General features: G+C 72.4%; 23 protein-coding genes and 1 riboswitch. Of the genes, 19 read left to right on the top strand and 4 right to left on the bottom strand.

Annotated elements, in window-relative coordinates; translation table 11 throughout:
* Positions 1 to 11 precede the first annotated feature (11 nt).
* Positions 12 to 617, bottom strand: a complete 606-nt coding sequence (locus tag C2865_RS02865; RefSeq protein ID WP_106396689.1) for a response regulator transcription factor — start codon at positions 615 to 617, stop codon at positions 12 to 14.
* A gap of 86 nt (positions 618 to 703) precedes the next feature.
* On the opposite strand from C2865_RS02865, the gene C2865_RS02860 reads away from it, so the two are divergent.
* Together C2865_RS02860 and C2865_RS02855 are read left to right on the top strand one after the other, a co-directional pair.
* The gene (locus tag C2865_RS02860; protein ID WP_198652842.1) at positions 704 to 1435 is read left to right on the top strand and encodes an ABC transporter ATP-binding protein; all 732 of its coding nucleotides are present in this window, start codon (positions 704 to 706) and stop codon (positions 1433 to 1435) included.
* Positions 1435 to 3666 (top strand): FtsX-like permease family protein, encoded by a 2232-nt coding sequence (locus C2865_RS02855; RefSeq protein ID WP_198652840.1) that lies wholly within the window; start codon positions 1435 to 1437, stop codon positions 3664 to 3666. The genes C2865_RS02860 and C2865_RS02855 overlap by 1 nt, the downstream gene beginning before the upstream one ends.
* 295 nt (positions 3667 to 3961) lie before the next feature.
* Here the strand turns inward: C2865_RS02855 and C2865_RS02850 are convergent, their stop codons facing one another.
* Positions 3962 to 4417, bottom strand: a complete 456-nt coding sequence (locus C2865_RS02850; protein WP_106396688.1) for an SSI family serine proteinase inhibitor — start codon at positions 4415 to 4417, stop codon at positions 3962 to 3964.
* A gap of 49 nt (positions 4418 to 4466) precedes the next feature.
* Here C2865_RS02850 and C2865_RS02845 point away from each other — a divergent pair, with 49 nt between their 5' ends.
* The 6 genes from C2865_RS02845 to C2865_RS02820 all read left to right on the top strand — a co-directional run bounded on the left by C2865_RS02845 (position 4467) and on the right by C2865_RS02820 (position 10997).
* Positions 4467 to 4802 (top strand): rhodanese-like domain-containing protein, encoded by a 336-nt coding sequence (locus tag C2865_RS02845; protein WP_106396687.1) that lies wholly within the window; start codon positions 4467 to 4469, stop codon positions 4800 to 4802.
* 37 nt (positions 4803 to 4839) lie between these two features.
* Positions 4840 to 4957, top strand: a riboswitch (TPP riboswitch).
* Positions 4953 to 6353 (top strand): purine-cytosine permease family protein, encoded by a 1401-nt coding sequence (locus tag C2865_RS02840; RefSeq protein WP_232835308.1) that lies wholly within the window; start codon positions 4953 to 4955, stop codon positions 6351 to 6353. Its footprint overlaps the riboswitch before it by 5 nt.
* A gap of 62 nt (positions 6354 to 6415) precedes the next feature.
* The gene (locus C2865_RS02835) at positions 6416 to 8266 is read left to right on the top strand and encodes a PAS domain-containing sensor histidine kinase (RefSeq protein ID WP_106396685.1); all 1851 of its coding nucleotides are present in this window, start codon (positions 6416 to 6418) and stop codon (positions 8264 to 8266) included.
* Positions 8267 to 8513: 247 nt separating this feature from the next.
* Positions 8514 to 8963 (top strand): ATP-binding protein, encoded by a 450-nt coding sequence (locus C2865_RS02830; protein ID WP_106396684.1) that lies wholly within the window; start codon positions 8514 to 8516, stop codon positions 8961 to 8963.
* A 178-nt stretch (positions 8964 to 9141) separates the two neighbouring features.
* Entirely contained in the window at positions 9142 to 9843 is a 702-nt protein-coding gene (locus C2865_RS02825; RefSeq protein ID WP_106396683.1) for a response regulator transcription factor, read from the top strand.
* 2 nt (positions 9844 to 9845) lie between these two features.
* Positions 9846 to 10997 carry a sensor histidine kinase gene (locus tag C2865_RS02820; protein WP_232835414.1) on the top strand — a complete coding sequence of 384 codons (1152 nt, stop codon included), beginning with the start codon at positions 9846 to 9848 and terminating at the stop codon, positions 10995 to 10997.
* Here C2865_RS02820 and C2865_RS02815 read toward each other — a convergent pair.
* A complete protein-coding gene (locus C2865_RS02815) occupies positions 10964 to 11329 on the bottom strand; it encodes a hypothetical protein (protein WP_232835306.1) in 366 nt (121 codons plus the stop codon). The genes C2865_RS02820 and C2865_RS02815 overlap by 34 nt on opposite strands.
* A gap of 164 nt (positions 11330 to 11493) precedes the next feature.
* Here C2865_RS02815 and C2865_RS02810 point away from each other — a divergent pair, with 164 nt between their 5' ends.
* Genes C2865_RS02810 through mptB form a run of 3 tightly spaced genes read left to right on the top strand, consistent with a single transcriptional unit; the run spans position 11494 to position 14103 of the window.
* On the top strand, positions 11494 to 11832 hold the full coding sequence (locus tag C2865_RS02810; RefSeq protein WP_106396681.1) for an STAS domain-containing protein: 339 nt from the start codon (positions 11494 to 11496) through the stop codon (positions 11830 to 11832).
* A 20-nt stretch (positions 11833 to 11852) separates the two neighbouring features.
* Complete coding sequence (locus tag C2865_RS02805) at positions 11853 to 12611, top strand: glycosyltransferase family 2 protein (RefSeq protein WP_106396680.1); 759 nt, start codon at positions 11853 to 11855, stop codon at positions 12609 to 12611.
* A complete protein-coding gene (gene mptB, locus C2865_RS39195) occupies positions 12601 to 14103 on the top strand; it encodes a polyprenol phosphomannose-dependent alpha 1,6 mannosyltransferase MptB (protein WP_157963531.1) in 1503 nt (500 codons plus the stop codon). Before C2865_RS02805 ends, mptB begins: the two co-directional genes overlap by 11 nt.
* On the opposite strand, the gene C2865_RS02795 is transcribed toward mptB, so the two are convergent.
* Entirely contained in the window at positions 14021 to 16168 is a 2148-nt protein-coding gene (locus tag C2865_RS02795) for a hypothetical protein (RefSeq protein WP_157963530.1), read from the bottom strand. The genes mptB and C2865_RS02795 overlap by 83 nt on opposite strands.
* Before the next feature lie 71 nt (positions 16169 to 16239).
* On the opposite strand from C2865_RS02795, the gene C2865_RS02790 reads away from it, so the two are divergent.
* The 8 genes from C2865_RS02790 to C2865_RS02755 all read left to right on the top strand — a co-directional run bounded on the left by C2865_RS02790 (position 16240) and on the right by C2865_RS02755 (position 24839).
* Positions 16240 to 17520 carry a glycosyltransferase 87 family protein gene (locus C2865_RS02790; RefSeq protein WP_106396677.1) on the top strand — a complete coding sequence of 427 codons (1281 nt, stop codon included), beginning with the start codon at positions 16240 to 16242 and terminating at the stop codon, positions 17518 to 17520.
* On the top strand, positions 17520 to 17960 hold the full coding sequence (locus tag C2865_RS02785) for a DUF4446 family protein (protein ID WP_106396676.1): 441 nt from the start codon (positions 17520 to 17522) through the stop codon (positions 17958 to 17960). Before C2865_RS02790 ends, C2865_RS02785 begins: the two co-directional genes overlap by 1 nt.
* Positions 17961 to 17992: 32 nt before the next feature.
* Positions 17993 to 18907, top strand: coding sequence for a prephenate dehydratase (pheA, locus tag C2865_RS02780; protein ID WP_106396675.1), 915 nt, complete (start codon positions 17993 to 17995; stop codon positions 18905 to 18907).
* Between the two features lie 39 nt (positions 18908 to 18946).
* Positions 18947 to 19702 (top strand): enoyl-CoA hydratase/isomerase family protein, encoded by a 756-nt coding sequence (locus C2865_RS02775; RefSeq protein WP_106396674.1) that lies wholly within the window; start codon positions 18947 to 18949, stop codon positions 19700 to 19702.
* A 222-nt stretch (positions 19703 to 19924) separates the two neighbouring features.
* Entirely contained in the window at positions 19925 to 20908 is a 984-nt protein-coding gene (locus C2865_RS02770) for a hypothetical protein (protein WP_106396673.1), read from the top strand.
* A 319-nt stretch (positions 20909 to 21227) separates the two neighbouring features.
* Positions 21228 to 22484 (top strand): serine--tRNA ligase, encoded by a 1257-nt coding sequence (gene serS / locus C2865_RS02765; RefSeq protein WP_106396672.1) that lies wholly within the window; start codon positions 21228 to 21230, stop codon positions 22482 to 22484.
* Between the two features lie 565 nt (positions 22485 to 23049).
* Positions 23050 to 24249, top strand: coding sequence for a Cmx/CmrA family chloramphenicol efflux MFS transporter (locus C2865_RS02760; RefSeq protein WP_106396671.1), 1200 nt, complete (start codon positions 23050 to 23052; stop codon positions 24247 to 24249).
* A gap of 254 nt (positions 24250 to 24503) precedes the next feature.
* Positions 24504 to 24839, top strand: a complete 336-nt coding sequence (locus tag C2865_RS02755; RefSeq protein WP_106396670.1) for a cupin domain-containing protein — start codon at positions 24504 to 24506, stop codon at positions 24837 to 24839.
* Positions 24840 to 24870: the final 31 nt, after the last annotated feature.

Below are 24870 nucleotides of genomic sequence, written 5' to 3'. Positions count from 1 at the left end.
GCCCTTCGGGGCTAGATCCAGCCGGCTTCGGTGGCGATGCGCAGGGCGTCGGGGCGGCCTCGGGCGTTGAGTTTGGTGACGACGGACGTCAGGTTGTTGCGGACGGTGCCCGGGGAGAGGAACAGGGTCGCGGCGATCTCGTCGGGTTCGGCGCCGGTGGCGGCGAGGCGCAGGATCTCGGTCTCGCGGGGGGTGAGGGGGTTGTCGGCCAGGTCCCAGGCGGCGGCGGCCAGGGACGGGTCGAGGACCCGCCGTCCGGCGGCGGTGGAGCGGATGGCTTCGGCGAGTTCGTCGGGCGGGGCGGTCTTCAGGAGGAAGCCGGTGACGCCCGCGGCCAGCGCGCGCCGGAGGTGGCCGGGCCTGCCGTTGCCGGTGAGCATCAGCGTCCGGCAGGAGGGGAGCCTCTCGCGCAGCAGGGCGGCGGCCTCCAGGCCGTCCAGGCCGGGCATGTCGACGTCCAGGACGGCGACGTCGGGGGCGGTGGCGAGCGCGTGGGGGACGACCTCGTCGCCGCGTCCCGCCTGGGCGACCACGGTGAGGTCGGGCTCCAGGTCGAGGAGGGTGGCGAGGGCGGCGCGCACCACGTGCTGGTCCTCGGCGAGCAGTACCTTGATCACGGCTCAGGTCTACCAGTGAAAATGTCATGGTCGATCGGTGATCGTCTCTCTGGTCGGTGAACGCCCAGGTCGGCAGGCTTTCTGCCATGGATGAAGCTGTGCGTCTGGACGCGGTGAGCAAGGTCTACGGCAGGGGAAGGAACGCCGTGGCGGCGCTCCGAGAGGTGACGGTGGGGCTCCGCAGGGGCGGGTTCACCGCGGTGATGGGGCCGTCGGGGTCGGGGAAGAGCACGTTCCTCCAGTGCGCCGCGGGGCTGGACACGCCGAGCTCCGGTTCGGTGCGGCTGGGCGGGACGGAGCTGTCCGGGATGAACGAGACACGGCTGACGGAGTTGCGCCGCGAACGTGTCGGTTTCGTCTTCCAGGCGTTCAACCTCGTCCCGTCGCTGACCGTCGAGCAGAACATCACCCTCCCGTTCCGCCTTTCCGGGAAGCGCCCCGACCGGGCGTGGCTGGCGGAGGTGATCGAACGGGTGGGTCTGAAGGAGCGGACCGGGCACCGGCCCGCCGAGCTGTCCGGCGGCCAGCAGCAGCGCGTGGCGCTCGCCCGGGCGCTGGCCACCCGCCCGGAGGTGGTCTTCGGCGACGAGCCGACCGGCGCGTTGGACACGGTGACCGCCCGCCAGGTGCTCACCCTGCTCCGCGAGACCGTGGACGCGACCGGCCAGACCGTCGTCATGGTCACCCACGATCCCCTTGCCGCCTCGTTCGCGGACCGGGTGCTCGTCCTGGCCGACGGCCGGATCGTGGACGAGCTGGACGAGCCGTCCGCCGACGCCGTCGCGGCCCGGATGACCCGGCTGGGAGCGTGGAACTGATGCTGGGTCTCGTTCTCGCCTCGCTCCGCACCCGCAAGGCCGCCTTCGCCGGCGCCTTCCTCGCGTTGTTCTGCGCCGCCGCGCTGGTGACGGCCTGCGGCACCCTCCTGGACACCGGTCTGCGCGGCCGGATCGCCCCCGAACGGTACGCGGGCGCTCCCCTGGTCGTCTCGGGCGACCAGTACGTGCGGGAGACCAAGGTCAAGAAGGGCAAGACCAAGGAGAAGGCCAAGCCGATCGCCGAGCGGGCGTGGATCCCGGCGGAGCTCGCGGGCCGGATCGGTGCCGTGCCCGGGGTGGAGCGCGTCGTCACCGAGGTCACGTTCCCGGTGCGGCTGCCCGGCGTCACGCAGGCGTGGGGGCACGGTTGGGAGTCGGCCGGGCTCACCCCCTTCACCCTGCGGGAGGGCGCCGCTCCGCGGAACGCGCGCGATCTCGTCGTCGACGCGCGGACCGCAGAGGCCAGGGGCCTCTCGCTCGGTGACGAGGTGGATCTGGGGACGGGCGTCTACCGTGTCTCCGGCATCACCGGGCAGGAGCCGGAGTACCAGGCCGCCCTGTTCTTCACCACGCAGGAGGCCCGGCGGCTGGCCGGACGACCGGGGATGCTCACCGCGATCGGCGTCTTTCCCGCCGTGGACGTCTCCCGGGCGCTGGAGGGCACCACCGCCACCGCGCACACCGGTGACGCGCGGGGCAAGGTCGAGTTCCTCGGCGCCGAGAACGCCCGGGTCAGGCTCATCAGCCTCGGCGGGGCGCTGGGCGGGACGTCGTTGCTGGTCGCCGTCCTGGTGGTCGTGGGGACGCTGGCCCTGACGATCCAGCAGCGGCAGCGGGAGATCGCGGTGCTCCGCGCGGTGGCGGCCACGCCCCGTCAGCTCCGCAAGCTGATCGGCCGGGAGACGCTGCTCGTCGGCGTCGCCGCGGCACTGCCGGGTACGGCGGCGGGCCTGCTGCTCGCCGGGTGGTTGCGGACGAGGTTCGTCGACCTCGGCGCGATGCCCGAGAACCTCGCACTCGTCCGCAGCCCGTTCCCCCTCTGCATCGCGCTCGTCGCGACCGCTTTGACGGCCTGGGCGGCGGCGCGGCTCTCGGCCCGGCGCGTCATCCGGATCCGCCCCGTGGAGGCCCTCGGCGCGGCCGCGCTCGAGCCCGCGCGCCTGGGTCTGCCCCGTCTGGCGGCGGGGGCGGTGCTCCTCGCCGGCTCGATCGTCCTGACGCTGGTGCTGAGCGGGCTGGACACCGAGGCCGCCTCCAGCCCGGTGGTCGTGCTCACCGCGCTCCTGTGGACGATGGCCGTCGCCGTGCTCGGCCCGGTGATCGCCCGGATCGCGGCGGCCGTCCTGGGCCCGCTGCTGCGCCTCGACGGGGCGGTGGGGCACCTGGCCGCGGCCAACCTCGGGACGAGGGCGCGCCGGTTCGCGTCGGTGCTGGCGCCGCTCACCCTGGTGATCGCGCTGACCTCCACGATCCTGTTCACCCAGACGACCATGGAGAAGGCGGCCGAGGACGAGCACCGCGCCGGTACGAGGACGTCCGCGCCGGCCGTCCACACCTCCGTCCGGGTCGGCCTGGGCAAGTACACCGCGCAGGGAGTCGACCCGCGGGCCGTGGACCCGGGCGTCCGCTCCGGGGACCTCGCGGACCTGGGCGAGCGCACGGTCGCCGTCGGTGAGCGCATGGACCGCGAGGTCGGCGACACCGTCCGGCTGACGCTGGGCGACGGCACCCCGGGGGAGTTCGTGGTGATCGCCGTCTACACCCGCGACCTGGCCTTCGGCGACCTCCTCTTCGACCGCGGCATGCTCGCCCGCCACGTCGACGACCCCCGCGGCTCCGCCGCCCCCGCCCGGAGCAACGCCGAGGTCGACTACGTGGCCATGGGCCTGATCATCGCCTTCGCCGCGATAGCCGTCGTCAACACCCTGGCCATGTCGACCGCCGAGCGGGGCCGCGAGTTCGCGCTCCTCCGCCTGTCCGGCGCCACCCGGCGCCAGGTCCTGCGCATGTCCCGCTGGGAGACCCTCGCCGTCACGGCGGTCGCCGCGGTTCTCGGCTCCGGCATAGCCCTGGTCGTCCTCACCGCCTTCAGCCGGGGCATGACCGGCATCGCCCGCCCCCACATCCCTCCGCCGGCCCTGCTGGCGGTCGTCCTCGCGGCCGCCGTCCTCGCCCTGGTCGCCACCGCCCTCCCGGCCCGGGTCGCCCTCCGCACCGCCCTCACCTCCTGAGCCGGGCGCGGCGATCCCGCCGGGTGCGGACCGAGCCGATCGGGCCGCACCCGGCTTCGGGCGTGCGGAGGCGCCCTGGGGAAAAGTTATCCACAAGGGCTGTGGATATCCCCAGGGGAAAACTTCAGGGATTATGTCTGGGTTTGGTATTCTTTGACGGTCCGGATGGCGGATTTTCCGACCTCACCGCAAGTTATCCACAGGCTGTGTCCACAGGCTTCCACAGGCCTGGGGATAACTGGGGAAAACCCTGTGGGAGAGCGGCTGGAGCCTGTGGACGAAGCTTCGGGACGGGTCAGCGGACGCGGGGAAGCTCGCCGAAGAGCTCGCTGACCCTGGACCAGCGGTCCAGATCGCACCCGTCCTTGCGCTGGTAGGTGGCGTGGACCTTGGCGCCCCGCCAGACGCCCTCGACCGTGCCCTGCTCCGGGCCGCCGTAGATCTCGGTGCAGACGGCGTCGGAGGGCGGCGGGGCGAAGGCCTTCGCCCCCGTCTTGGCCAGTTGCGCGCAGGCCTTCTTGGGCGCGGGGTGGTCGCCGCCCGGCGGATTGCAGGTCAGCGTCCAGGTCTGCGGAGCGGAGGTGGGCGACTTCTTCAGCGTGATGGTGAGGCGGCTCACCTGGGCCGCGGGAGAACTCGCCGAGGTCGCGACGGTAGAGTCCCCGGTCTCGGCCTTTTGCGCGCCGCAGGCGCCGGCCGCGACCAGGGTCGCCGTGGTCAGGAGGAGGGCCGTGGCCGCCGATCTGGGCAAAGGACACCTCGCACGTCGTGGTCGAAACTGAAGATCCATGGGAGTGTTGATGAGCTTCGGGGACAACGTACCGTCCGTCGACGCCGCGGCGGTGCCGCCGGAGGCATATCTGCTGGACGTCCGCGAACCGGAGGAATGGGCGGCCGGGCACGCGCCCGACGCGGTGCACATTCCGATGAGCCGGTTGCGGGACCGGGCCGACGAGATCCCGCGGGACCGCGAGGTCTACGTGATCTGCCGGGTCGGCGGGCGCTCCGCGCAGGTCACGATGGCGCTCAACAACGCCGGCTGGCAGGCCTCCAACGTGGACGGCGGGATGATGGCATGGGCCCATCATGGCAGGCCGATGGTCGCGGAGCAGGCCGGAGAGCCTTACGTGGCCTAGATCCGGTTCGTCCCGTATGAGTATGCTTCGGGGGATCTGATTTCACCGCGGGAGCTCGGGCCGAGGGCCGGGCTGAGAGGGCGACCCCCGCGTGTCGCCGACCGCATGAACCTGTCCGGGTAATGCCGGCGTAGGGAGAGTGCCCCGACCATGCCCGCTGTCATGCTCGAAAACGGCGACGAACCGTCGCGCGGCGCCGGAGGGGCCGTCCGTCCGGACGCTCACGAGGCCCCTCTGACACTCGACGAGCCCGCCCCCAGGGTCTTGTCCTTCTGGGACCAGAGCGCCTTCTGGGCCAATCTGGGCGTCAGCCTGTTCGCCTTCTCCGGCGCCTACACGGTGCTCGCGCCGGACGCCGACGGGGCACTGCGGCTGTCGATCGCCGCGGGCATCGTCGCGATGGCCGTGGGCACGCTGCTCGGCGGGCTCATGCTCGGCCTGTCGGCGGTGCCGGGCGCCCGCACGGGCCGCCCCGCGATGGTGCTGCTGCGCGGCCTGTTCGGCGCCCGGCTCTCCTACGTCCCGACCGTCCTGAACATCGCCCAGCTCATCGGTTGGGGCACGTTCGAGCTGATCGTGATCGCCGAGGCGGCGGAGGAGCTGTTCGGGGGCGGCCCCCGCTGGCTGTTCGTGCTGGTGGCCGGGGTGCTGACCACCGTCCTGACGATCTGGCCGCTGGGCTCGGTCCGGCTGCTGCGCCGGTTCGTGACGGTCGCGGTGGTCATCGCGCTCGGCTGGTTCTACCTCCAGTTCTTCCGCGAGGGCCTGCCCGACCTGACGGCCAACCCCGGCCCGTCGGGCGGCGCGCCGTTCGGCACGGACTGGAGCATGTTCTGGCTCGCCACCGACGCCGCGCTGGCCGTCTCGATCTCCTGGGTGCCGCTGGCCGCCGACTACACCCGCCACTCCCGCAGCGAGAAGGCGGCCTTCGGGGCGGCGAGCGGCGCGTACGCGCTCACCCAGATCATCGCCTACACCCTCGGCCTGTTCGCCCTGGCGTTCGCGGTCCAGGGCGAGGGCGTCTACCAGCCGTTCCTCACCGTGACGCTCGGCGCGGTGTTCTTCTTCGTCTTCGTCCTCCGCGAGGCCGACCAGTCGTTCGCCAACGTCTACTCGACGGCGCTGTCCATCCAGAACCTGCTGCCGCGCCTGGACCGCCGCGTCCTCAGCGTCGCGCTCGGCGCCCTGATCACCCTGCTGGCGCTGGGCCTGGACATGGGCGACTACGCGGGCTTCCTCAGCCTGATCGGCTCGGTCTTCGTGCCCCTGCTCGGCGTCCTGGCCGCGGACTTCTTCCTGCGCTCCCGCGGGGTCTGGGACACCTCCCCCGGCGCGCCCTCCCGCTGGAGCATGATCGTCGCCTGGTTCGTCGGCTTCGCCGTCTACCAGCTGATCAATCCGGGCGCCGTCAGCTGGTGGAGCGGCTTCTGGACCGACGTCCAGGGCCTGCTCCACTTCACGCCCCAGCCCTGGATGAGCGCCTCCCTGCTGTCGTTCCTGACCGCCGGGGCCGCCGCCTTCCTGGCGGGGCGGGCCGGCCGGCGCGCCTGAGATCCATCGCGTTCCCGTCATGTCGGCCGGTGGCGGGCCGGTGATGGTGGCACCATGACGGGGTGCGCCCGGACGTCCCAGACTCGACGGCAAGCGCCGTGCTCCGCTGCGCGGCGGACCCGATCGTGGCCTTCGACGAGGGGCTGTGCGTCACGGCCTGGAACCCGGCCGCCGAGCGGCTGTTCGGCTGGAAGGCCGAGGAGGTGCTCGGGCGGATGGTGCCGATCATCCCCGACGAGCTCAAGGCCGAGCACAACGCCGTGCTGGAGCGGGTGCGGGAGGGGCCGCAGATCTCGATCGGGACGCGGCGGCTCACCCGGGAGCGGCGGCTGGTCGACGTCCGGATCGACACCAGCGCGCTGCGGGACGACGACGGCGCGCTGCTCGGCTGGGTCAGCGTCTTCCACCGGGTCACCGAGGCCGACCAGCACGTCGCGGCCGAGAAGGCGCGGCTCGTCCGGCGGCTGAACGACATCCTGGGCGACCTGAACGCCCAGCACGACCTGGAACGGGTGCTGGACCGGATCACCGCGGCGGTGCTGGAGCTCACCGGCGCGGACGCCGCGGGGTTCGTGCGGATCGAGGACGACCGGTTGCGGCTGGTGTCCGCCCGCGGCCTGCCCGCCGACCTCGTCGGCACCTCGGTGGCGCTGCGCGCCAGCCTGGTGGAGGAGATCCTGCGCACCGACCGGCCCGTCCTGCTGGCCACCCGGCCCCGGCTGGACGACCTCGTCTGGCGGGCGCTGCCCGGCCTGCGGATGGTAGCGCTGGGCCTGGCCTTCCTGGGCGACCGGCCCTACGGGGCGCTGTACGCGCTGTTCGCGGGCCGTTCGGCCGGCCACACCGAGCTGGAGCTGCTGGAGCTGCTGGCCGGGCACGCGGGCGTCGCGGTCGGCAACGTGATGGCCTACCAGGAGGTGGTCCGCCAGCGGGCGCACGAGCGGGCGGTGATCGACGCGAGCGTCGACGGGATCGCGGTGCTGGACGCCCGGGGCCGGGTCTGCCAGTGGAACCCGGCGGCCGCCAGGCTCACCGGGATGCCGCCCGAGGCGGTCCTGGGCGGGCGGCTCCCGTTCGAGCACGACCCCGGCGGCGAGGTCACCCTGCAGCTCGCCAACGGCACCTGGCTGGACATCCTGTGCGCGCCGATCCCGGAGACCGGCGAGCTGGTGATCGACTTCCGCGACGTCACCGCGGCCAAGGCGCTGGAGGAGTCCAAGGACCTCTTCCTGGCCACGACCAGCCACGAGCTGCGCACCCCGATCACCGTGGTGCGGGGGTTCGCCGAGACCCTGGTCAACCGCTGGGAGGAGCTGCCGGACGGCGAGCGGCGCCGGGCGGTCGGCACGATCGCCGACCGGGCCAGGGCGCTGGGCCGCCTGGTCGAGCAGCTGCTGCTGGGCTCCCGGGCGGGCGCGGAGGAGCTGCCGGTGGTGCGCGAGGCGTTCGACCTGGGCGGGCTGCTGCGGCGGGTCGTCCCGGCCTTCCAGCCGCTGTCGGAGCTGCACCGGCTGGAGGTGCGGGTCCCCGAGGGGCTGCCCCGGGCGCTGGGCGACCCCATGGCCACCGACATCATCGTGGGCCAGCTGGTGGAGAACGCCTGCAAGTACTCCCCCTCGGGGGGCCTGATCACGGTGGAGGCCGGGCTGGCGGACGGATCGCTGGTGGTGACCGTGGACGACGAGGGCGTGGGCATCGCCGAGGGCGACCATGAGCGGATCTTCGACCGCTTCGTGCAGGGTGAGGCGGGGGACCGCCGCAGATTCGGCGGCGTCGGCCTGGGCCTCTACATCGTCAAACGGCTGGCGACGGCCCAGGGAGGGGACATCAGCGCCCATTCCCGCGCGGGGGGAGGCGCCCGGCTGCGGCTGGCCCTGCCGCTCGCGAATGTGACGGACGAAACGTGCGTGTGACGAGTAACCGGGTCGATCGCTGGAAATCTCTTGAAGTGCACAACCCCGGACGTCAACCGACGGACGGAGACCGGTAAGTTGACCGCTTCGCGCCAACGTACGGGGGTGGTTGGTCGTGAGTTCCCGGTCCGTGTCACGCACATTGAGGAAACGCGCGTTTCGCCCGGGTTTCCGGGTGTCACCAACTGGGCATTTCGGTCGTACAGAAGACGCAAAAGCCACGCGGGATGCGGAGGAGGTGAAGACGATGAGCACCTGTTACCTTCCGCATGCCCCGGCCAGCGTCTCGACGGCCCGCCGGAGCCTCAACCGCGACCTGACCTCCTGGGGCGTCGCCGAGGACGTGGCGGACGACGCCGCGGTGATACTGAGCGAACTGCTCAGCAACGCGCTGCGGCACGCCCGGCCCCTTCCCGGGGGCGAGGGCGAGGTCAAGGTCTCGTGGATCAAAGTGGGCGACACCGTCGAACTGGCGGTGACCGACGGCGGGGCGGTCACCGAGCCGCGCAAGGGCCAGCCGGCGCTCTCCTCGCTCGGCGGGAGGGGGCTGGGCATCGTCGAGATCCTCTCGCAGTCCTGGGGCGTCCGCCGCGACGACCAGGGCAGCACCGTCTGGGCGCACCTGCACGCCCCGTCCGAGTACGCGGACGGGGAAACGGGGGCCCCGATGCAAAAACTGCGTCAAGTGACACGCTAAGGTCCTCCTTAGCTCGGGGTGCTGTCGTGCCCCCGTCGGTAGCACTCCGGGCCTCCAACCTCTCCGCGCCCGGCGCCCGGGTCGCGACGGCACCACCCTCCGCCCGTTTCTTACCGGGTGATGACGCTTTCTTCTGCTTTCGCATGCGAAGTCTCCTTCGCCCGTACGGTGAGGGACCATGAGCGAGGTGACCGGCCGCATCCTGATCGTCGACGACGATCCGACGGTGGCCGAAGTGGTGGCGCGGTATCTCCTCCGGGACGGCCACGAGGTGGAATGCGTCCCCGACGGGCGGACGGCCCTGGACCGCGCCTCGGACACGCCACCCGATCTCGTCGTCCTGGATCTGATGCTCCCCGGCATGGGCGGCCTGGAGGTCTGCCGGCGGCTGCGCGAGCGCTCTCCCGTCCCCGTCGTCATGCTGACCGCGCTCGGCGAGGAATCGGACCGCCTCACCGGCCTCGAACTCGGCGCCGACGACTACATCGTGAAGCCTTTCAGTCCCCGTGAGCTGGCGCTACGCGTCCGTTCCGTGCTCCGCCGCGCGCAGGGCGGCCTCTTCCCCAGCGGCCACGGTGTGCTCCGTGACGACGGCCTGGTGGTGGACACCCGCGCGCACGAAGCCTCCCTGAACGGAGAACCGCTCGCTTTGACGGCACGGGAATTCGATCTTCTCGCCTTCCTTCTGCGCCATCCGGGCCAGGCGTTCACGCGCGAACAATTGCTGGAACACGTCTGGGACTGGACGTTCGGCGACTCTTCCACGGTCACCGTGCATGTCCGCCGCCTGCGCGAGAAGATCGAAGGCGACCCGACGAACCCCGCCCGTATCCAGACGGTGTGGGGAGTCGGCTACCGGTACGGGGACGCGGCGAGTTGACGGTGCTGCCTCTCGAAGCGCTCCTTGACGTCATCGCCACATCCGCGGCGAGCGCGCTCGCCGTCGGCGGGATCGGCCTCGCGGTGCTGCGTCTGGTGCGCGCTCGGCCGGTGGCCGTGCAGATGGCCGTCGTCGCGGTGGCGACGGTCTCGGCCATCGTGGCGGGGATAGTCGCCATCACGCTGCGGATGTTCATCTCCTCCCACGACCGTGACGTGGCCTTGACGGTGGTGGCCGTCGCCGGGCTCGTCGGCCTTGGCGTCGCGATACTGCTCGGGCGCAGGCTCGCCCACGCCAACCAGGCGCTCGTCACCGCCGTGCGCGCGGAGTCCTTCACGATGCCGGAACGGGTGCTTCCCGCGGAGCTTGCCGAGCTCTCCCGCGAACTGGACGCCGCCTACACCCGCCTGGAAGCCGCCCACGCCAGGGAGAAGGCGCTGGAGAGCAGCAGAAGGGAGCTCGTCGCCTGGGTCAGCCACGATCTGCGCACCCCTCTGGCGGGGCTGCGGGCCATGGCCGAGGCGCTTGAGGACGAGGTCGTCGTCGACGCGGAGACCGTTCACCGCTACCACGGGAGGATCCGCGTGGAGGTGGACAGGCTCGCCGAGATGGTGGACGACCTCTTCGAGCTCTCCCGCATCCACTCTGGGACGCTCCGGCTGTCCCGCCAGCGCGTCGGTCTGGACGATCTCGTCGCGGAGGTCGTCGCGGGGGCCGAGCCGCTCGCCCGCGCCAAGGGCGTGCGCGTGCACGGAGAGGCGGCGCGGGGCCTTCCCCTGGAGGTGGACACCGCCGAGCTGGGCCGCGCGCTGCGCAACCTGGTGACCAACGCCATCCGGCACACCCCGTCGGACGGCTCCATCGAGATCATCGGGGAGGCCGGCGACGGCAAGGCGCTGGTCTCGGTGGCCGACGGGTGCGGCGGCATCCCCGCCGACGACCTGCCGAGGGTCTTCGACGTCGCCTTCCGCGGCGAGAGCGCCCGCACCCCCGGCGCGGGGGGAGCCGGGCTGGGGCTGGCCATCGCGCGCGGCATCGTCGAGGCGCACAGCGGGGAGATAGCCGTGGCCAACACCGGCCCCGGCTGCCGGTTCACGATCGAGCTGCCGCTGGGCGGGGATCAGCCGCCGAGGGGCTCGCTGAGCGCGCGGTAGGTGGCGCACGGCCAGCTGACCATGCAGGTGTGGCAGCGGCGGAGCGGGGTGTCCGGGTCGCTGGACAGGCCGCCGCCCTGCCGGGGCCGGTGCAGGCACAGCACGCGCAGCGCCATCTCCGACAGGGCTGCGACGTCCTCGCGCGCCTCGGCGAGGAAGAGGAGGTCCTCCCTGGTGAGCCTGGTCTTCACCGGCACGTGCCCGTCGCGGTTGACCAGCTGCAGCAGGAACCTGACGGTGCCGCGCCAGGACGTGGATTTCTCCGATCGGGCGTGGATCGTCTCCAGTCGCTCACGTATCCGGGAACGTTGCCGGTCAGGCGAAATCCTCACCCGTTCAGCTTGCCAAAATCGCCGGTTCATGGGGCAGTAATCACCAGGTCAGACCGTGTCATTACCTCAACGGGACATGATGATTACCGGCAGAACAGATGAATCGCCAGGCCCCGGAAGGCGTTCTCTGGCCCCCGGCCGACTTGGCGGATAGTGTGCCGGTCATGGAGCTTCAGGTCTCGACTGCATCTCAGGCAGGTCACATCGCGATCACCGCTGTCGGTGAGCTGGACCTGTACACCGCACCCAGACTGCAGCAGGCACTGGCCGCCGCGCTCTCCGAGCAGGACTTCGGCCGGGTGGTCGTCGACCTCTCGGGGGTGGAGTTCTGCGATTCGACCGGCATGAACGTGCTGCTGTCCGGGATGAAACGCGCCAAGGAACGGGGTGGAACGTTCGAACTGGCAGCACCGCGCCCGGCCGTCCGCCGGATCCTGCAGGTCACCGGTCTCGACACGGTGTTCACCGTGCATGACGCGGTTCCGGCACTCGACGCCACCTGAGGGCCACTACCATCGCTGATATGCCCGACAACACCCCGGCCGACACCATCGGCACCGCGGTGGTCATCCCCGCCAAGGATGAGGCCCAGCGGATCGCCGCGACCGTTCAGGCCGCGCTGAAGCTGCCCGGAGCCGACCTGGTGATGGTGGTGGACGACGGCTCGTCCGACGCCACCGCCGAGCTCGCCGAGCGGGCCGGGGCCAAGGTGGTGCGGCATGCCCGCAACCGCGGCAAGGCCGCCGCCATGGAGACCGGCGCCGAGGCGGTACGGCTGCTGGACGCCCACGACGGGGTGCCCTCCCGCCACCTGCTCTTCCTCGACGCCGATCTGGGGGAGACGGCGCAGGAGGCCGCCCCGCTGACCGAGCCCGTCCGGGCGGGCGAGGCCGACATGACGATCGCCGTCTTCTCCTCGCGGGTGAAGCTCGGCGGCCACGGGTTCGTCGTGCGCCTGGCGCGCGACGGCATCCACCGCGCCACCGGCTGGACCGCCGCCCAGCCGCTGAACGGGCAGCGCTGCCTGACCCGCGCCGCGTTCGAGGCGGCACGGCCGCTCGCCGCCGGGTTCGGCGTGGAGACGGCGCTCACCATCGACCTGCTGCGCCAGGGCTTCCGGCTGAAGGAGGTCGAGGTGCCGCTTTCGCACCGCGCCACCGGCACCGACCTGCGCGCCCAACTGCACCGCGCCAGGCAGTTCCGGGACGTGGCCAGGGCACTGGCCACCCGTGATCCGGCGGTCCGCGACCGGCTCGGCCGGTTCCGCGCCCGTGGCCTCTGAACAGGCACCTCCCGCTCTCGACGGGTCGCCCGCGCGCCCGCGTACCGGCGGAGGCACGGCTCTCACCCCGCCCGGGGGGACACCGGGCCTGGTCTGCCTGGGGCTGAGCCTCGCCGCCTTCCTCGCCCTGTCCCTGCTCGGCCCCTCGCTGGTGCAGCCCGCGCTGGGCGGCTCCGGCCCGCCGTGGACGTTTCACGTGGATCCGGCGCCGGGACCCGTGCTGGCGCTGCTGGTGGCGGGCATCCTGCTGGCCGGGCTGGGCCTGGCCCTGTGCTTCCGCGCGGCCGCGCGCGGCTGGTCCCCCCGTCCCGGCCTCCTGCTGGCCGCCGGCGCCGTGCTGGCCGCGGTCTTCTCGCTGTCGCCCCCGGTCGGCTCCAGCGACCACCTGAACTACGCGGCCTACGGCCACATGATCGTCTCCGGGCTCGACCCGTACGTGACGACGGCGACCGATCTCGGGGACGACCCGTACGGCGACGCCGTCCAGGAATGGCGGGACACGCCGTCCATCTACGGCCCGCTGGTGACGGGCGTGCAGGCGCTGGCGGCGCTGGCCGGCGGGGACTCGCCGCGGCTGACCGTGCTGGTGCTCTCCCTGGTCAACGGCCTGGCCTTCGTGCTGACCGGCCTGATCCTGCACCTGCGGACCCGGGACGAGCGGGCGCGGCTGCGGGCCGCGCTGCTGTGGACGCTGAACCCGCTGCTGCTCTACCACCTGGTCGCCGGCTCGCACAACGACGTGCTGGGGATCACCGCGGCGGTCGCCGCGCTCGCCCTCTTCACCGCGGGGACGGGCGGCGCGTGGCGGGCGTTCGGCACGGGAGCCGCGGTCGGCATGGCCGTCGCCACCAAGTTCCCCGCCGGGGTCGTCGGCGGCGGCCCGGCCTGGCGGCTGCTCACCCGGCGCAGGTTCGGCGAGCTGGCCGCGCTGCTGGCCGGCGCGGGCCTGGTCGTGGCCGTCGGCTACGGGCTGGTCGGCCCGCACGCGCTCGACAGGGTGCGGGAGGCCGCCGACTCCATCTCGCTGGCCAACCCCTGGCGCCTGCTGGCCGGCCGGGACGGCGGAGTCCTCGGCCTGGACCTGCCGCGCTCGTTCGTCTCGGCCGGTTCGCTGGTCCTGCTGGTCGTGCTGGTGTGGCTGCTGGTCAGGGCGCTGCCCGAGGCCGACCCCGTGCTGGCGGTCTCGGCCGCGCTGGTGCTGGCCTGGCTGTTCGCCGCCTCCTACGCGCTGCCCTGGTACGACGGGCTCGGCTGGGCGGTGCTGGCGTTCCTGCCGTGGTCCCGGTTCGACTGGTGCATGCTGGCCAGGACCGTCGCGCTGAGCCTGGCCTACCTGCCCGCCAGGGATCCCCGGCTCGCGGGCCTGCCCGACGGGCTGCACTGGCTGGTGACGGGCGTGCGCGCCACGGTCATGCCGTTCGTGCTGGCGACGGTGCTGGTTCTTCTGGTGTGGTGCTGCCTGCGTCGGCCGCGTCCAGCTCCAGCGCTCTGACGCACGCCGCCAGCACCAGCGGGATCGCCAGCGTGAAGACCAGCGCGGGGATCACCACGCCGGAGTCGTTCATCAGCATGCCGATCAGCGCGACCACCAGCACCGACAGCAGCGCGGGCCGCAGCGTCGGGGTGCGCCGGTAGGCCGAGGCCAGGATCGGGGTCCGCCACGACGAGGGGCGCGCCAGCACCAGGAACAGGAAGAGCAGCCCGCCGATCACCGCGAGGGTGTACTCCAGGTGGCCCAGGCTGTTGAGCATCGCGCCGAACTTGCGGGTGACGACGCTCCAGCCCTCGCCGGCCGCCAGCTGCCGCCAGAACTGGCCCAGGTGGGTCGGCTCGGCGCGGCGCGAGTCGGCGAACGACATGCCCAGCACGACCGCCGCGCCCAGCAGGCCCAGCAGGCCCATGCGCACGACCGAGACCCGCCTGCCGCTGATCAGCAGGGCGAGCGTGCCCGTCCCCACCAGGATCGCGATCACGCCGCCGAAGTCGCTGCCCCAGCCGGGCAGGCCGTCGACGACCATCGCGGTCAGGCCGATGGCCGTCACGACCGCCACCGCCGCCAGGCGCCGCCCCGCCCGCAGCAGGGGCTCGGCCAGCCAGGCGGCGGTCAGGATCGAGGCGGTGGCGAAGAGCGCGAAGGCCATGTTCCCGAAGCCGTAGAACCGGCCCGCCACCAGCGCGGTGTAGCCCATGAAGGTGTTGATCTGCAGGCTGGACCCGGTGACGACGTCCAGGCCGAGGACGGCGGCGGTCAGGCCCGCGATCACCAGCCCGGGGCCGGTGATCGAGCGCCGCCACGGGCCCGCCAGCGCCAGCGCGGTGATCAGCGCGACCAGCCCCGCCACGCAGACGACGAGCATCACGCCCGGCGAGGAGGCGCGCCACCAGGGCAGCGTCCCGGCCAGGTAGGCGGCGGCCGGGGTGGCCGCGCCCGCCAGCGCGCCGATCCTGGTCCAGCCGAGGATGCGCCTGCGGTCCCGGGCGCCGCTGCGGCGCAGCGCGATCGCGGCGTAGCCGTAGAGCAGCAGCTGCACGGTGAACAGCACGACGAAGAACCCGCTGCTCAGCTTGCGGACGGCCTGCGCCGCGAGGTCCTGGTCGTGCAGCGTCTCGGCCTTGGCGGCGGCCGTGTCGCCGGAGGGCACGGGCTTCCAGACCGAGCCGACGACGTCGGCGGGGCGCTCGATGCCGAGCCTGTCCAGGGCGGTCGCGGTGAGGTCCGTCAGGGTGACCAGGCCGTCCCTGCGGGTGGCGGCGCTGGTGAGGTAGCCGCGCTCGAAGCCGCCGGAGGCCAGGGCGACGTGCAGGTGCGGGACGCCGGTGGTGTCGGCGAGCCCGGCGACCAGCACGGTCGTGCCCGCGGGCTGGGCGCCGACGACCCGGGCGATCCGGGCGTCGGCGGCGGACGCGGCGCGGGCCCGCTCCCGGGCGCTGACCGGGGCCTGGGCGCCGCTGGAGTCCACGCCGGCCTTGACGTAGGCGCGGGACACGTCGTCGATGTCGACGACGGTCAGCGCGCAGGCCGCCCAGTCGGTGACCTCGTTCTCGCCGGCGGCGTAGCGGTCCACCCGGCCCTGGGAGTCCGCCGCGGCGAAGGCGCCGCCGGGGCCCACGGCCTGGGTGCAGCCGCCCGCCCGGCGCACGGCGTCGCCGAGCAGGCCCGCCTTCGCCCCGTAGGAGGTGTCGGCGTTGTCGGCGACGATCTCGCTCCAGCCGGGGACGGTCGCGCCGCCCTCCGCGGTCTGCGGGGGCGTGGGGAGCGCGCAGCTGCCGTTGGCGAGCCGCGCCCGCTGGCCCGCCGAGACCGTCAGCCAGCCGTCGACGGGGCAGGTGCGGGTGGTGGTGGTCCGGACGGACAGCGCCGCCGCCGCTCCCTCGCCGGTGAGCCGCCACAGGGCGGGCGTGCCCTCCGCGGAGAGGTCGCTCCACTGCAGGCCGGGCACTCCGACGACCACCACACGGCCGGCCGGTTCGGCCTGCGCGGGCTGGGCGGACAGGGCCATGAGCGCCGTGACCAGCACGGTGATCATCGCCCAGGCAGCGGGCCACCTGCGGGCCACGAGACCTCCAACTACTGCTCTACGAGACGGTCGCCCCCAGGTTAGTGGTCGGATTAGGCCAGGATGGTCCCATGGTCGGACCTGGGAGACGTGTGTTCGCCGCGGTGGCGGGGCTTGCGGCCGCCGCCGCCGTGCTGGCCCCGATGGCGGTGAACTGGCTCACCAATCCCGCCGACCAGAGACTGGTGGACCTGGACGTCTACCGTACGGCCGCCGTCGCGCTCGTGCACGGGGAACCGATCTACGCCTTCGTGACCGAGCCGCCGCAGCTGCTGCCCTTCACCTACCCGCCGTTCGCGGCGGTGCTGGCCGTTCCGCTGGCCTGGATGTCGTGGCCCATCGCGCAGGTCGTCATGGTCCTGCTGATCTACGCGGCGCTGGCGCTGTCGGTCCGGTACGGATTCCGGCCGCTGCTGCGCCGGGCCGGCGACTGGTCGCCGCTGGTGCTGGGCGTGCTGGTGGCGCTGCTGCTGTGCCCGATGCCGCTGCGCGACCAGGTCCGGTTCGGGCAGGTCGACCTGTTCCTCGTCGCGCTGTGCGTCGTGGACTGCGCCGCGCCCCGCACCCGCTGGCCGCGCGGGCTGCTGGTGGGCCTGGCCATGGCGATCAAGCTGGTGCCGGGGGTCTTCCTCATCTACTTCCTGGTCACCCGGCGCCGGGAGGCCGCGGTCAACACGCTGTTCACCGCGGCGGGCGCCACGCTCTTCACCTTCTCCCTGCTGCCGCACGACTCGCTGGACTTCTGGTTCGGCGCGCTGCTGGAGGGAGACAGGGTCGGCTCCAACTACGTCACCGCCAACCAGGCGGTGCGCGGCTTCCTGCTGCGCATGTACTGGCCGGACCCGGTCACCGTCGTGGTGTGGCTGGCGGTTGTGGCGCTGCTGGTCTGGACGGGTTACCGGTACGCGAGGAGGCTGTCGCTGCTGGGCGCCTCCGGACGGCTCTCGCCCGCGAACTCCTGGTCGGCCGAGCAGGCCGGGATCGCCGTGACGGGCCTGCTCGCGGTGATCGTCTCCCCGGTCTCCTGGATCCACCACCTGGCCTGGATCGTCCTGGTGATCGGGGCTCTGGCGGGGGACGGCGGGAACCTGAGACGGTGCGCCGCCGCGGCCGGAGTGTGGCTTTTCTATGTGCTCTCCATCCCCTGGTGGGGAACAAGCCATATCCAGCCCGCCAAGCCGCTCTGGGAACAGGCCGTCGGTAGGATCATGCAGAGCTCTTACGGGCTGGGCGCGGTCGCTCTGTTGTTCGTCTTGGGAAGCTGGTTGGTGAGCGAAATGTGGCGGGAAACACCGGCAGATCATCAGGATGAGGCGCATACCGGTGCATCGATGGGTATGTTCACCTCGTGATGCTCATCACCGTGGCCGTCATCGGGGCCCTCGCCGGAATCGCGGGGCTCGCCATGGCGCTGGTCGCACACCGGCGGATGAGCCAGGTCGTCGAGGAGTGCGCCGGCATCCTGCGCAAGCAGATGCAGGTCGCCACCGGGGTCGACAAGCAGGCCTACCGAGACCTGGCGATCGTCCAGTACGACGCGCTGCAGGAGATGTCGGGACGGTTGTCCTTCTCCCTCGCGCTGCTCAACTCCGTGGGCGACGGCGTCATCCTCACCTCGATCAACGGCCGTACCGAGACCCGTACCTACGCCAAGGTCGTCCAGGACGGCCAGGGCCTCACGATGCTCTCGCCGGAGGAGGAGCGGGCGCTGCGCGCCGCGCGCCTGGGCAAGGGCCCGGTCGTGGACCTGGACGATCCGCTTCCCGACTTCGGGCACCCCGTTCACAGCTGAGCAGCGGCTCCTCTCGGTTACCCTTCTGTTTCATGCCGGACCGTTACGCCTACCTGGGTCCCGAGGGGACGTTCACCGAAGCCGCGCTGCTGACGCTTCCCGGAGCGGAGCGGGCCGAAAGGCTGCCCTTCGCCACGGTCCCGGCCGCGCTCGACGCCCTGCGCGTCGGCTCCGTCGACCGGGCGGTGGTCGCCCTGGAGAACTCCGTCGAGGGCTCGGTGCCGACCACCCTGGACGAGCTGGCCACCGGGGAGCAGCTGCAGATCATCAGCGAGATCCACCTTCCGGTGGAGTTCGCGCTGCTGGTGCGTCCCGGCACGGGCCTGGGGGACATCAAGACGGTCGCCTCCCACCCGCACGCCCAGCCGCAGTGCCGCCGCTGGCTGGCCGCCAACGTGCCGGACGCCGAATGGCGGGCCTCCACGTCCAACGCGGAGGCCGCCCAGCACGTCGCGGACGGGCTGTACGACGCGGCGCTGGCGGGATCCTTCGCGGCGGCCCGGTTCGGGCTGGAGGTGCTGGCCACCTCCGTCCACGACGTCGAGGGCGCCGTCACGCGGTTCGTGGAGCTCGCCCGGCCCTGCCCGCCGCCCGCTCCCACCGGCCGGGACAAGACGACGGCCGTCGCCTACATCAGGGACGACCACGCGGGAGCCCTGCTGGAGATCCTCCAGGAGTTCTTCGTCCGGGGGATCAACCTGACCCTCATCCAGTCGCGGCCGACCGGCGCGGGCCTGGGCTCCTACCTGTTCTGGATGGACTTCGAGGGGCACGTCGCCGACGCCCGGGTGGGGGAGGCGCTGATGGGCCTGCGGCGGGTGTGCGCCGACGTGCGGTTCGTCGGCAGCTACGCGGCGGCCGACGGGACGCCCCCGCAGGTCCGGCGGGGCACCGGCGACGCGGACTTCGCCGCCGCGGCCGAGTGGCTGGCGCGGGTCAGGGGCTGACCGGAGCCGTTGAAGTTACCCATAGGTAAGCTCTGGGTCATGGGCCTGGAGTGTGCGGTTCGCGACGGCGTCGCGACGGTGACCATCGACAACCCCGCCAAGCGGAACGCCATGACGGCCCGGATGTGGCGGGAGCTGCCGGACCTGCTGGCGCCCCTGGCCAAGGACCCCGCCGTGCGCGTCCTGGTGCTGACCGGGGCCGGGGCCGACTTCTGCGCCGGAGCCGACATCTCCGAACTGGCGGACATCAACCGCAGGGGCGGTGCCAACCTGTCGTCCCGGGCGGAGGAGGCGCTCGCCGCCTTCCCCGCGCCGACGGTCGCCGCGATCCGCGGGTTCTGCGTCGGGGGCGGCTGCCAGCTGGCCGCCGCCTGCGACGTGCGGTTCGCCGAGCACGGGGCGCGGTTCGCGATCACCCCGGCGAAGATCGGCATCGTCTACCCGCCGACCGCGATCGGACGGCTGACCGGGCTGGTCGGCCCGGCGTCGGCCAAGTACCTGCTCTACTCCGCCGAACTCGTCACGGCCGAGCACGCGCTGCGCATCGGCTTCCTCGACGAGACCGCCGAGGACGTCGGCGCCCGGGTGGACGCCTTCGTGGAGACCCTGCTGTCGCGCTCGCAGTTCAGCCTGGAGGCGGCCAAGGACATCGTCGACGGCGTCGTCGACGGCTCCCTGACCGAGGAGCGGGTGGACGGCTGGATGCGCGGCTCGGTGGAGGGCGAGGACTCCGCCGAGGGGATCGCCGCGTTCCTGGAGCGACGGCCTGCCCGATTCACCTGGACTCGGAAGTAATTCTGAGAAATTTCCGACTCCGGGCCAACTCTGAGGCCATGCCCGGAGTCCTAGTTTGACGTGCCGAAACTCCCACTGTGGTGGGTCCAACCCGACACCTGAGTGGTGGAAAAGGTTGCATGGGTTCCTGGGAAACTTTGAGAATCCTGGTATAAACGGTGATCACGCAACATCTGCCAGATGTGTCCGATCACCGGGCACCCGTACCCCCCGGAGGACCCGTTGCGGAGAATCACCGGCGTAGCCACCGGCCTGGCCCTGGTCGTGGGCGGTCTCGCCTACGCCTCCCCGGCCCACGCCGCGGTGGCGACCAAGATCACTATCCGTACCGACCGCGCCCCCGCCCACATCGGTGACGAGGTCACCGTCAGCGGCAAGCTGACCCGCTCCAGCGGGAGCGCCCTCGGCGGGCGCGACGTCCTGCTCAACGTGGCGGGCAAGCGGAAGATCGTCAGGACCAACTCCGACGGCCTGTACATCGCGGAGTTCCGCGTGCCCAAGAGCGGCACGTTCACCGCGGAGTACCTCGGCTCCGACTCCTACGACGAGTCCGCCGCGGCCACCGCCTACTACGCGCTGCAGTACCGCACGTTCGTCGACGGGTTCAGCGCCTCGCCGCGGCCGATCGAGCAGAACAAGACGCTGACCATCACGGGGCGGACCAACCGCATCGCCGTCTCCGGCGACGAGAGGCTCACGGGGGCGGGCCTCGACCTGCTGTTCACCGGCGACGGCAACAACTGGTCCTACGTCTCCTCGACGACCAGCGACAACAAGGGCCGGTTCCGCTTCACGCCGACCGTCGGCCAGGACGGCACCTGGAAGGTCGTCCTCAAGCCCAACCTGGTCGCCGACGGCTGGCTGCAGGCCGAGCGCGAGGTCTGGGTCGACTCCCGCTACCGCACCAGCGTCTCGGGAACCTCCGCCAAGAGCGTGCGTTACAAGGGCAAGATCCGCGTCCACGGCGAGCTCGAGCGCAAGGTGGACGGTGCCTGGGGCGCCTACGGCGGGGTCAAGGTCGGCGTCTACCAGCGCGTCAGCGGCTCCAAGAAGTGGCGCCTGCAGGGCTGGGCCTGGGTGAACAAGAAGGGCGAGTTCAGCAAGCGCTTCACCGTCAAGCGCGACGGCCGCTGGAAGGTCGTCTACCAGGGCAACGGCTCCCACCTCAGCGACAGCAGCCGCACCTGGTTCGTCAACGTCCGCTGACCGGACGCTTCATGCCACAAGGCTGAAAAGCCGCCATATTGATTGATCGTGGAAGGCCGTCTCCGGCGCGGGAGACGGCCTTCCCTCTTCCCCGCCCCCGCAAGCGGCGTACCACCGCGTGCGCGTCGCCTTGGGGAACGTTCGGTGCGGGTCAGCGCGCGTTCAGCCGCGGGCGGCGTGCCGTCGGGCACGCGTCGCCTTGGGGAACGTTCGGTGCGCGTCAGCGCGCGTTCAGCCGCGGGCGGCGTGCCGTCGGGCACGCGTCGCCTTGGGGATATCGGGCGGCGTCGAGGTCGCCGGGAACGATAACCTCGGGTGTGTGATTGACCTGCGAGCGCTTCGAGAAGATCCCGACCGGCTGCGCGCCTCCCAGCGCGCCCGGGGCGAGGACGTGGCCGTCGTCGACGTCCTGCTCGACCTGGACGAGCGGCGTCGCGCCGCCCTGACCAGGTTCGAGCAGCTGCGCGCGGAGCAGAAGAGCTCCGGCAAGCTGGTCTCGCGGGCCCAGGGCGAAGAGAAGCAGGCGCTGCTGGCCAAGGCCAAGGAGATGGCCCAGCAGGTGAAGGAGGCCGAGGCCGAGGCCGACACCCTCGCCGGGGAGCTCGACATGGTCCTGCGCACCGTCCCCAACCTGGTGGAGGAGGGCGCCCCGGCCGGCGGCGAGGACGACTACGTGGTCCTGGAGGAGGTCGGCACGATTCCGGCCTTCGACTTCGAACCCCGCGACCACCTGGAGCTCGGCGAGAAGCTCGGCGCCATCGACATGGAGCGCGGAGCCAAGGTCTCCGGCTCGCGCTTCTACTACCTCACCGGCGTGGGCATGCAGCTGCAGCTGGCCCTGCTCAACCTGGCGATGGAGCAGGCCGTGGCGGCCGGCTTCACCCCCATGTACGTCCCGGTCCTGGTCAAGCCCGAGACGATGGAGGGCACCGGCTTCCTCGGCAACCACTCCGCCGAGGTCTACCACCTCCCCGCCGACGACCTGTACCTCGTGGGCACGTCCGAGGTGGCTCTGGCCGGCTACCACATGAACGAGATCGTCCCCGACCTCCCCCGGCGCTACGCGGGCTGGTCGAGCTGCTTCCGCCGCGAGGCGGGCTCCTACGGCAAGGACACCCGCGGGATCATCCGCGTCCACCAGTTCGAGAAGGTGGAGATGTTCAGCTACGTGGACCCCGCCGACGCCCATGCCGAGCACCTGCGCCTCCTGGCCTGGGAGCGCGAGATGCTCGCCAAGGCCGAGCTCCCCTACCGCGTCATCGACGTGGCCGCCGGAGACCTGGGCACGAGCGCCGCCCGCAAGTACGACTGCGAGGCCTGGGTCCCCACCCAGAACGCCTACCGCGAACTGACCAGCACCTCCAACTGCACCACCTTCCAGGCCCGCCGCCTGTCGATCCGCCACCGCGACGCCGAGGGCAGGACCCAGCCCGCGGCCACCCTCAACGGCACCCTGGCCACCACCCGCTGGATCGTCGCCATCCTGGAGAACCACCAGCAGGCGGACGGCTCCGTCCGCGTCCCCCAGGCGCTCCAGAAGTACCTCGGCCGCGAGGTCCTCGAACCCGTCCGCTGACCGCACCACCCGCCCGAAACCGGCTCAGGCCCGTCACGACCGACCCGTGACGGGCCTGAGCCGCGTCCGGCCCGGTGCCCGGCGCGCCGCCGACGACCGGGGGAGGAACGACGCGTTCGCCGGTCGCGAGCCCCGTCCGCTCGTCCGCCACGTGGACGCCCGCTCGCGGACCGCCTGCGGCGGTCCGGACCTCCGTGGCCGTGCGGGACCCCATGGCCGGGCCGGTCCCTCGTGGCCGGTCCGGACTCCTGTGGTCGGGTGGACCCGTGACAGGGCCGGACCCCGTGGTCGGTTGGGAGCCGTGGCCGGGCCGGACCCCGTGGCCGGGTCGGACTTCCTTGGCAGGGCGGGGCCGGGGTGCGCGGGGCGGGGCGGCTGGGTATCGTGTCGGGCATGTCGAGCCCAGAGGCGTCCAGGGTGGGGGCTTTCGGTCACCCGTCAGCCCCCTGAACCACTGAACCACTGAACGGTCCCGTTCCTTCGCCCGGTGGCGGAGGGCGGGCGCGGTCGGGCGCTGACCGCGGTGACGAGACGTCTCCTCTGACCTCATCACCTCGGAGTCTCGATGCCTCTGCCTCTCTATCTGCTCGCCGTGGCGGTCTTCGCCATGGGCACGTCGGAGTTCATGCTCGCCGGGCTGCTGCCGGACATCGCCGCGGACCTCGGTGTCCCGGTCGCGTCGGCGGGGCTGCTCACCTCGGCGTTCGCCGTCGGAATGGTCGTGGGCGCCCCGCTCATGGCGGGGCTCGCGCGGCGGTGGCCGCGGCGGTCCGGCCTGCTGGTGCTCCTCGGTCTGTTCCTGGCCGCGCACGTTCTCGGCGCGGTCACCGGCGGTTTCACGGTTCTGCTCGCCACCCGGGTCGTCGCGGCGGTCGCCAACGCCGGGTTCCTGGCGGTCGCGCTCGCCACGGCCGCCGAGCTGGTCCCGGCCGACCGGAAGGGGCGGGCTCTGGCCGTCCTGCTGGCGGGGACCACGGCCGCCACCATCGTGGGGGTCCCCGGAGGCGCCCTGCTGGGGGAGCTGCTCGGCTGGCGCGCCACCTTCTGGGTGGTGGCGATGTTGTGCGTGCCCTCGGCGCTCGGCGTCGTGCGCGGTGTCCCCGCCGGCGGGGGGTGTCCGGGGGAGCCGGTGGACCTGCGCGGGGAACTCGCCCAACTGCGGCGTCCGCGTCTGGTCCTGGCGCTCCTCCTGGGCGCGCTGGTCAACGCCGCCACGTTCGGCGTCTTCACGTTCCTCGCCCCGGTCGTCACCGATGTCGCCGGGCTGGGGCCGCTGTGGGTCCCCGTCGTGCTGGTGCTGTTCGGCCTGGGGTCCTTCGTCGGCGTGAACGTCGCCGGGCGGTTCTCCGACCGGCGGCCAGGCGCCGTCGTGGCGGTCGGCGGGCCGCTGCTGCTCGGCGGCTGGGCGGTCCTGGGACTCACCGCGTCCAGCCCGGTCGCCCTGGCGGTCCTCGCCTTCACCCAGGGAGCCCTCTCCTTCGCCCTCGGAAGCACGCTGATCACCCGGGTGCTGTACGAGGCCGCCGGAGCACCGACCATGGCGGGCTCCTACGCCACCGCGGCGCTCAACGTCGGTGCCGCCGCCGGTCCCGTTCTCGCCGCCGCCGCGCTGAACACCGGCGCGGCCGAACTGGGCCCCGTCTGGACCGGCGGCGGCCTGGTCGCGGTCGCGCTCCTCCTCGCTCTGGCCTTCCGCCAGGGCCTTGAGCAGCGCTCACCGGGAAAACCGAGGTACCGGGAGGCGCCGACCGGCGACGGCCGCTAGACGAGAAGCCGCTGGTCCGCCCATGGGGCGGACCAGCGGCTTCGCAGAACGATCCAAGAGAGCGCCGCGGACCGACCGGTGCCCTCGGGACAGAGGGCGCCGCGGAGGAAAGCCGGTGCGAGCCGCTGGTCCAGGACGGCCCGTTCGGGGCTCTGGTCGTTCGTCTCCGCCCTGGCCCGTCGAGGCGGGCAGCACGCGCGCCTCGGCCCGCGGCGGGCGTTCCCGCGAAAGCGCCCCTCGGTTAGGGTTTCGCGATGCGGATCATCGAAGGCGCGGGAGTGTGGACGGAGCCCGCCGGAGCGGCCGGCGACTGGGCGGAGCACCTGAGGACGCCGGATCTGTCGGTGGGAACGTACTGCATACCGGCCGGGGGCCGCGACGGACAGAGTCCGCACACCGAAGACGAGGTCTACGTGGTCACCGCGGGACGGGCCAGGATCGTGACGCCGGGCGGCACGGCCGAGGTGGGCCCCGGCTCGGTCATCTTCGTGCCGGCGGGCGAGGAGCACCGGTTCGACGAGGTGAGCGAGGACCTGGCGCTGCTGGTGGTGTTCGGTCCGGCGTACGGCTCACGCGCGCGTCCCGCCTGATCCGCCGCCGGCCGCCGGTCGAGGGCGGCCG

Source organism: Actinocorallia populi (assembly GCF_002995495.1).
In the GTDB taxonomy this organism is placed as follows: Bacteria; Actinomycetota; Actinomycetes; order Streptosporangiales; family Streptosporangiaceae; genus Actinocorallia; species Actinocorallia populi.
This window is presented reverse-complemented; position numbering and strand designations above follow the sequence as displayed.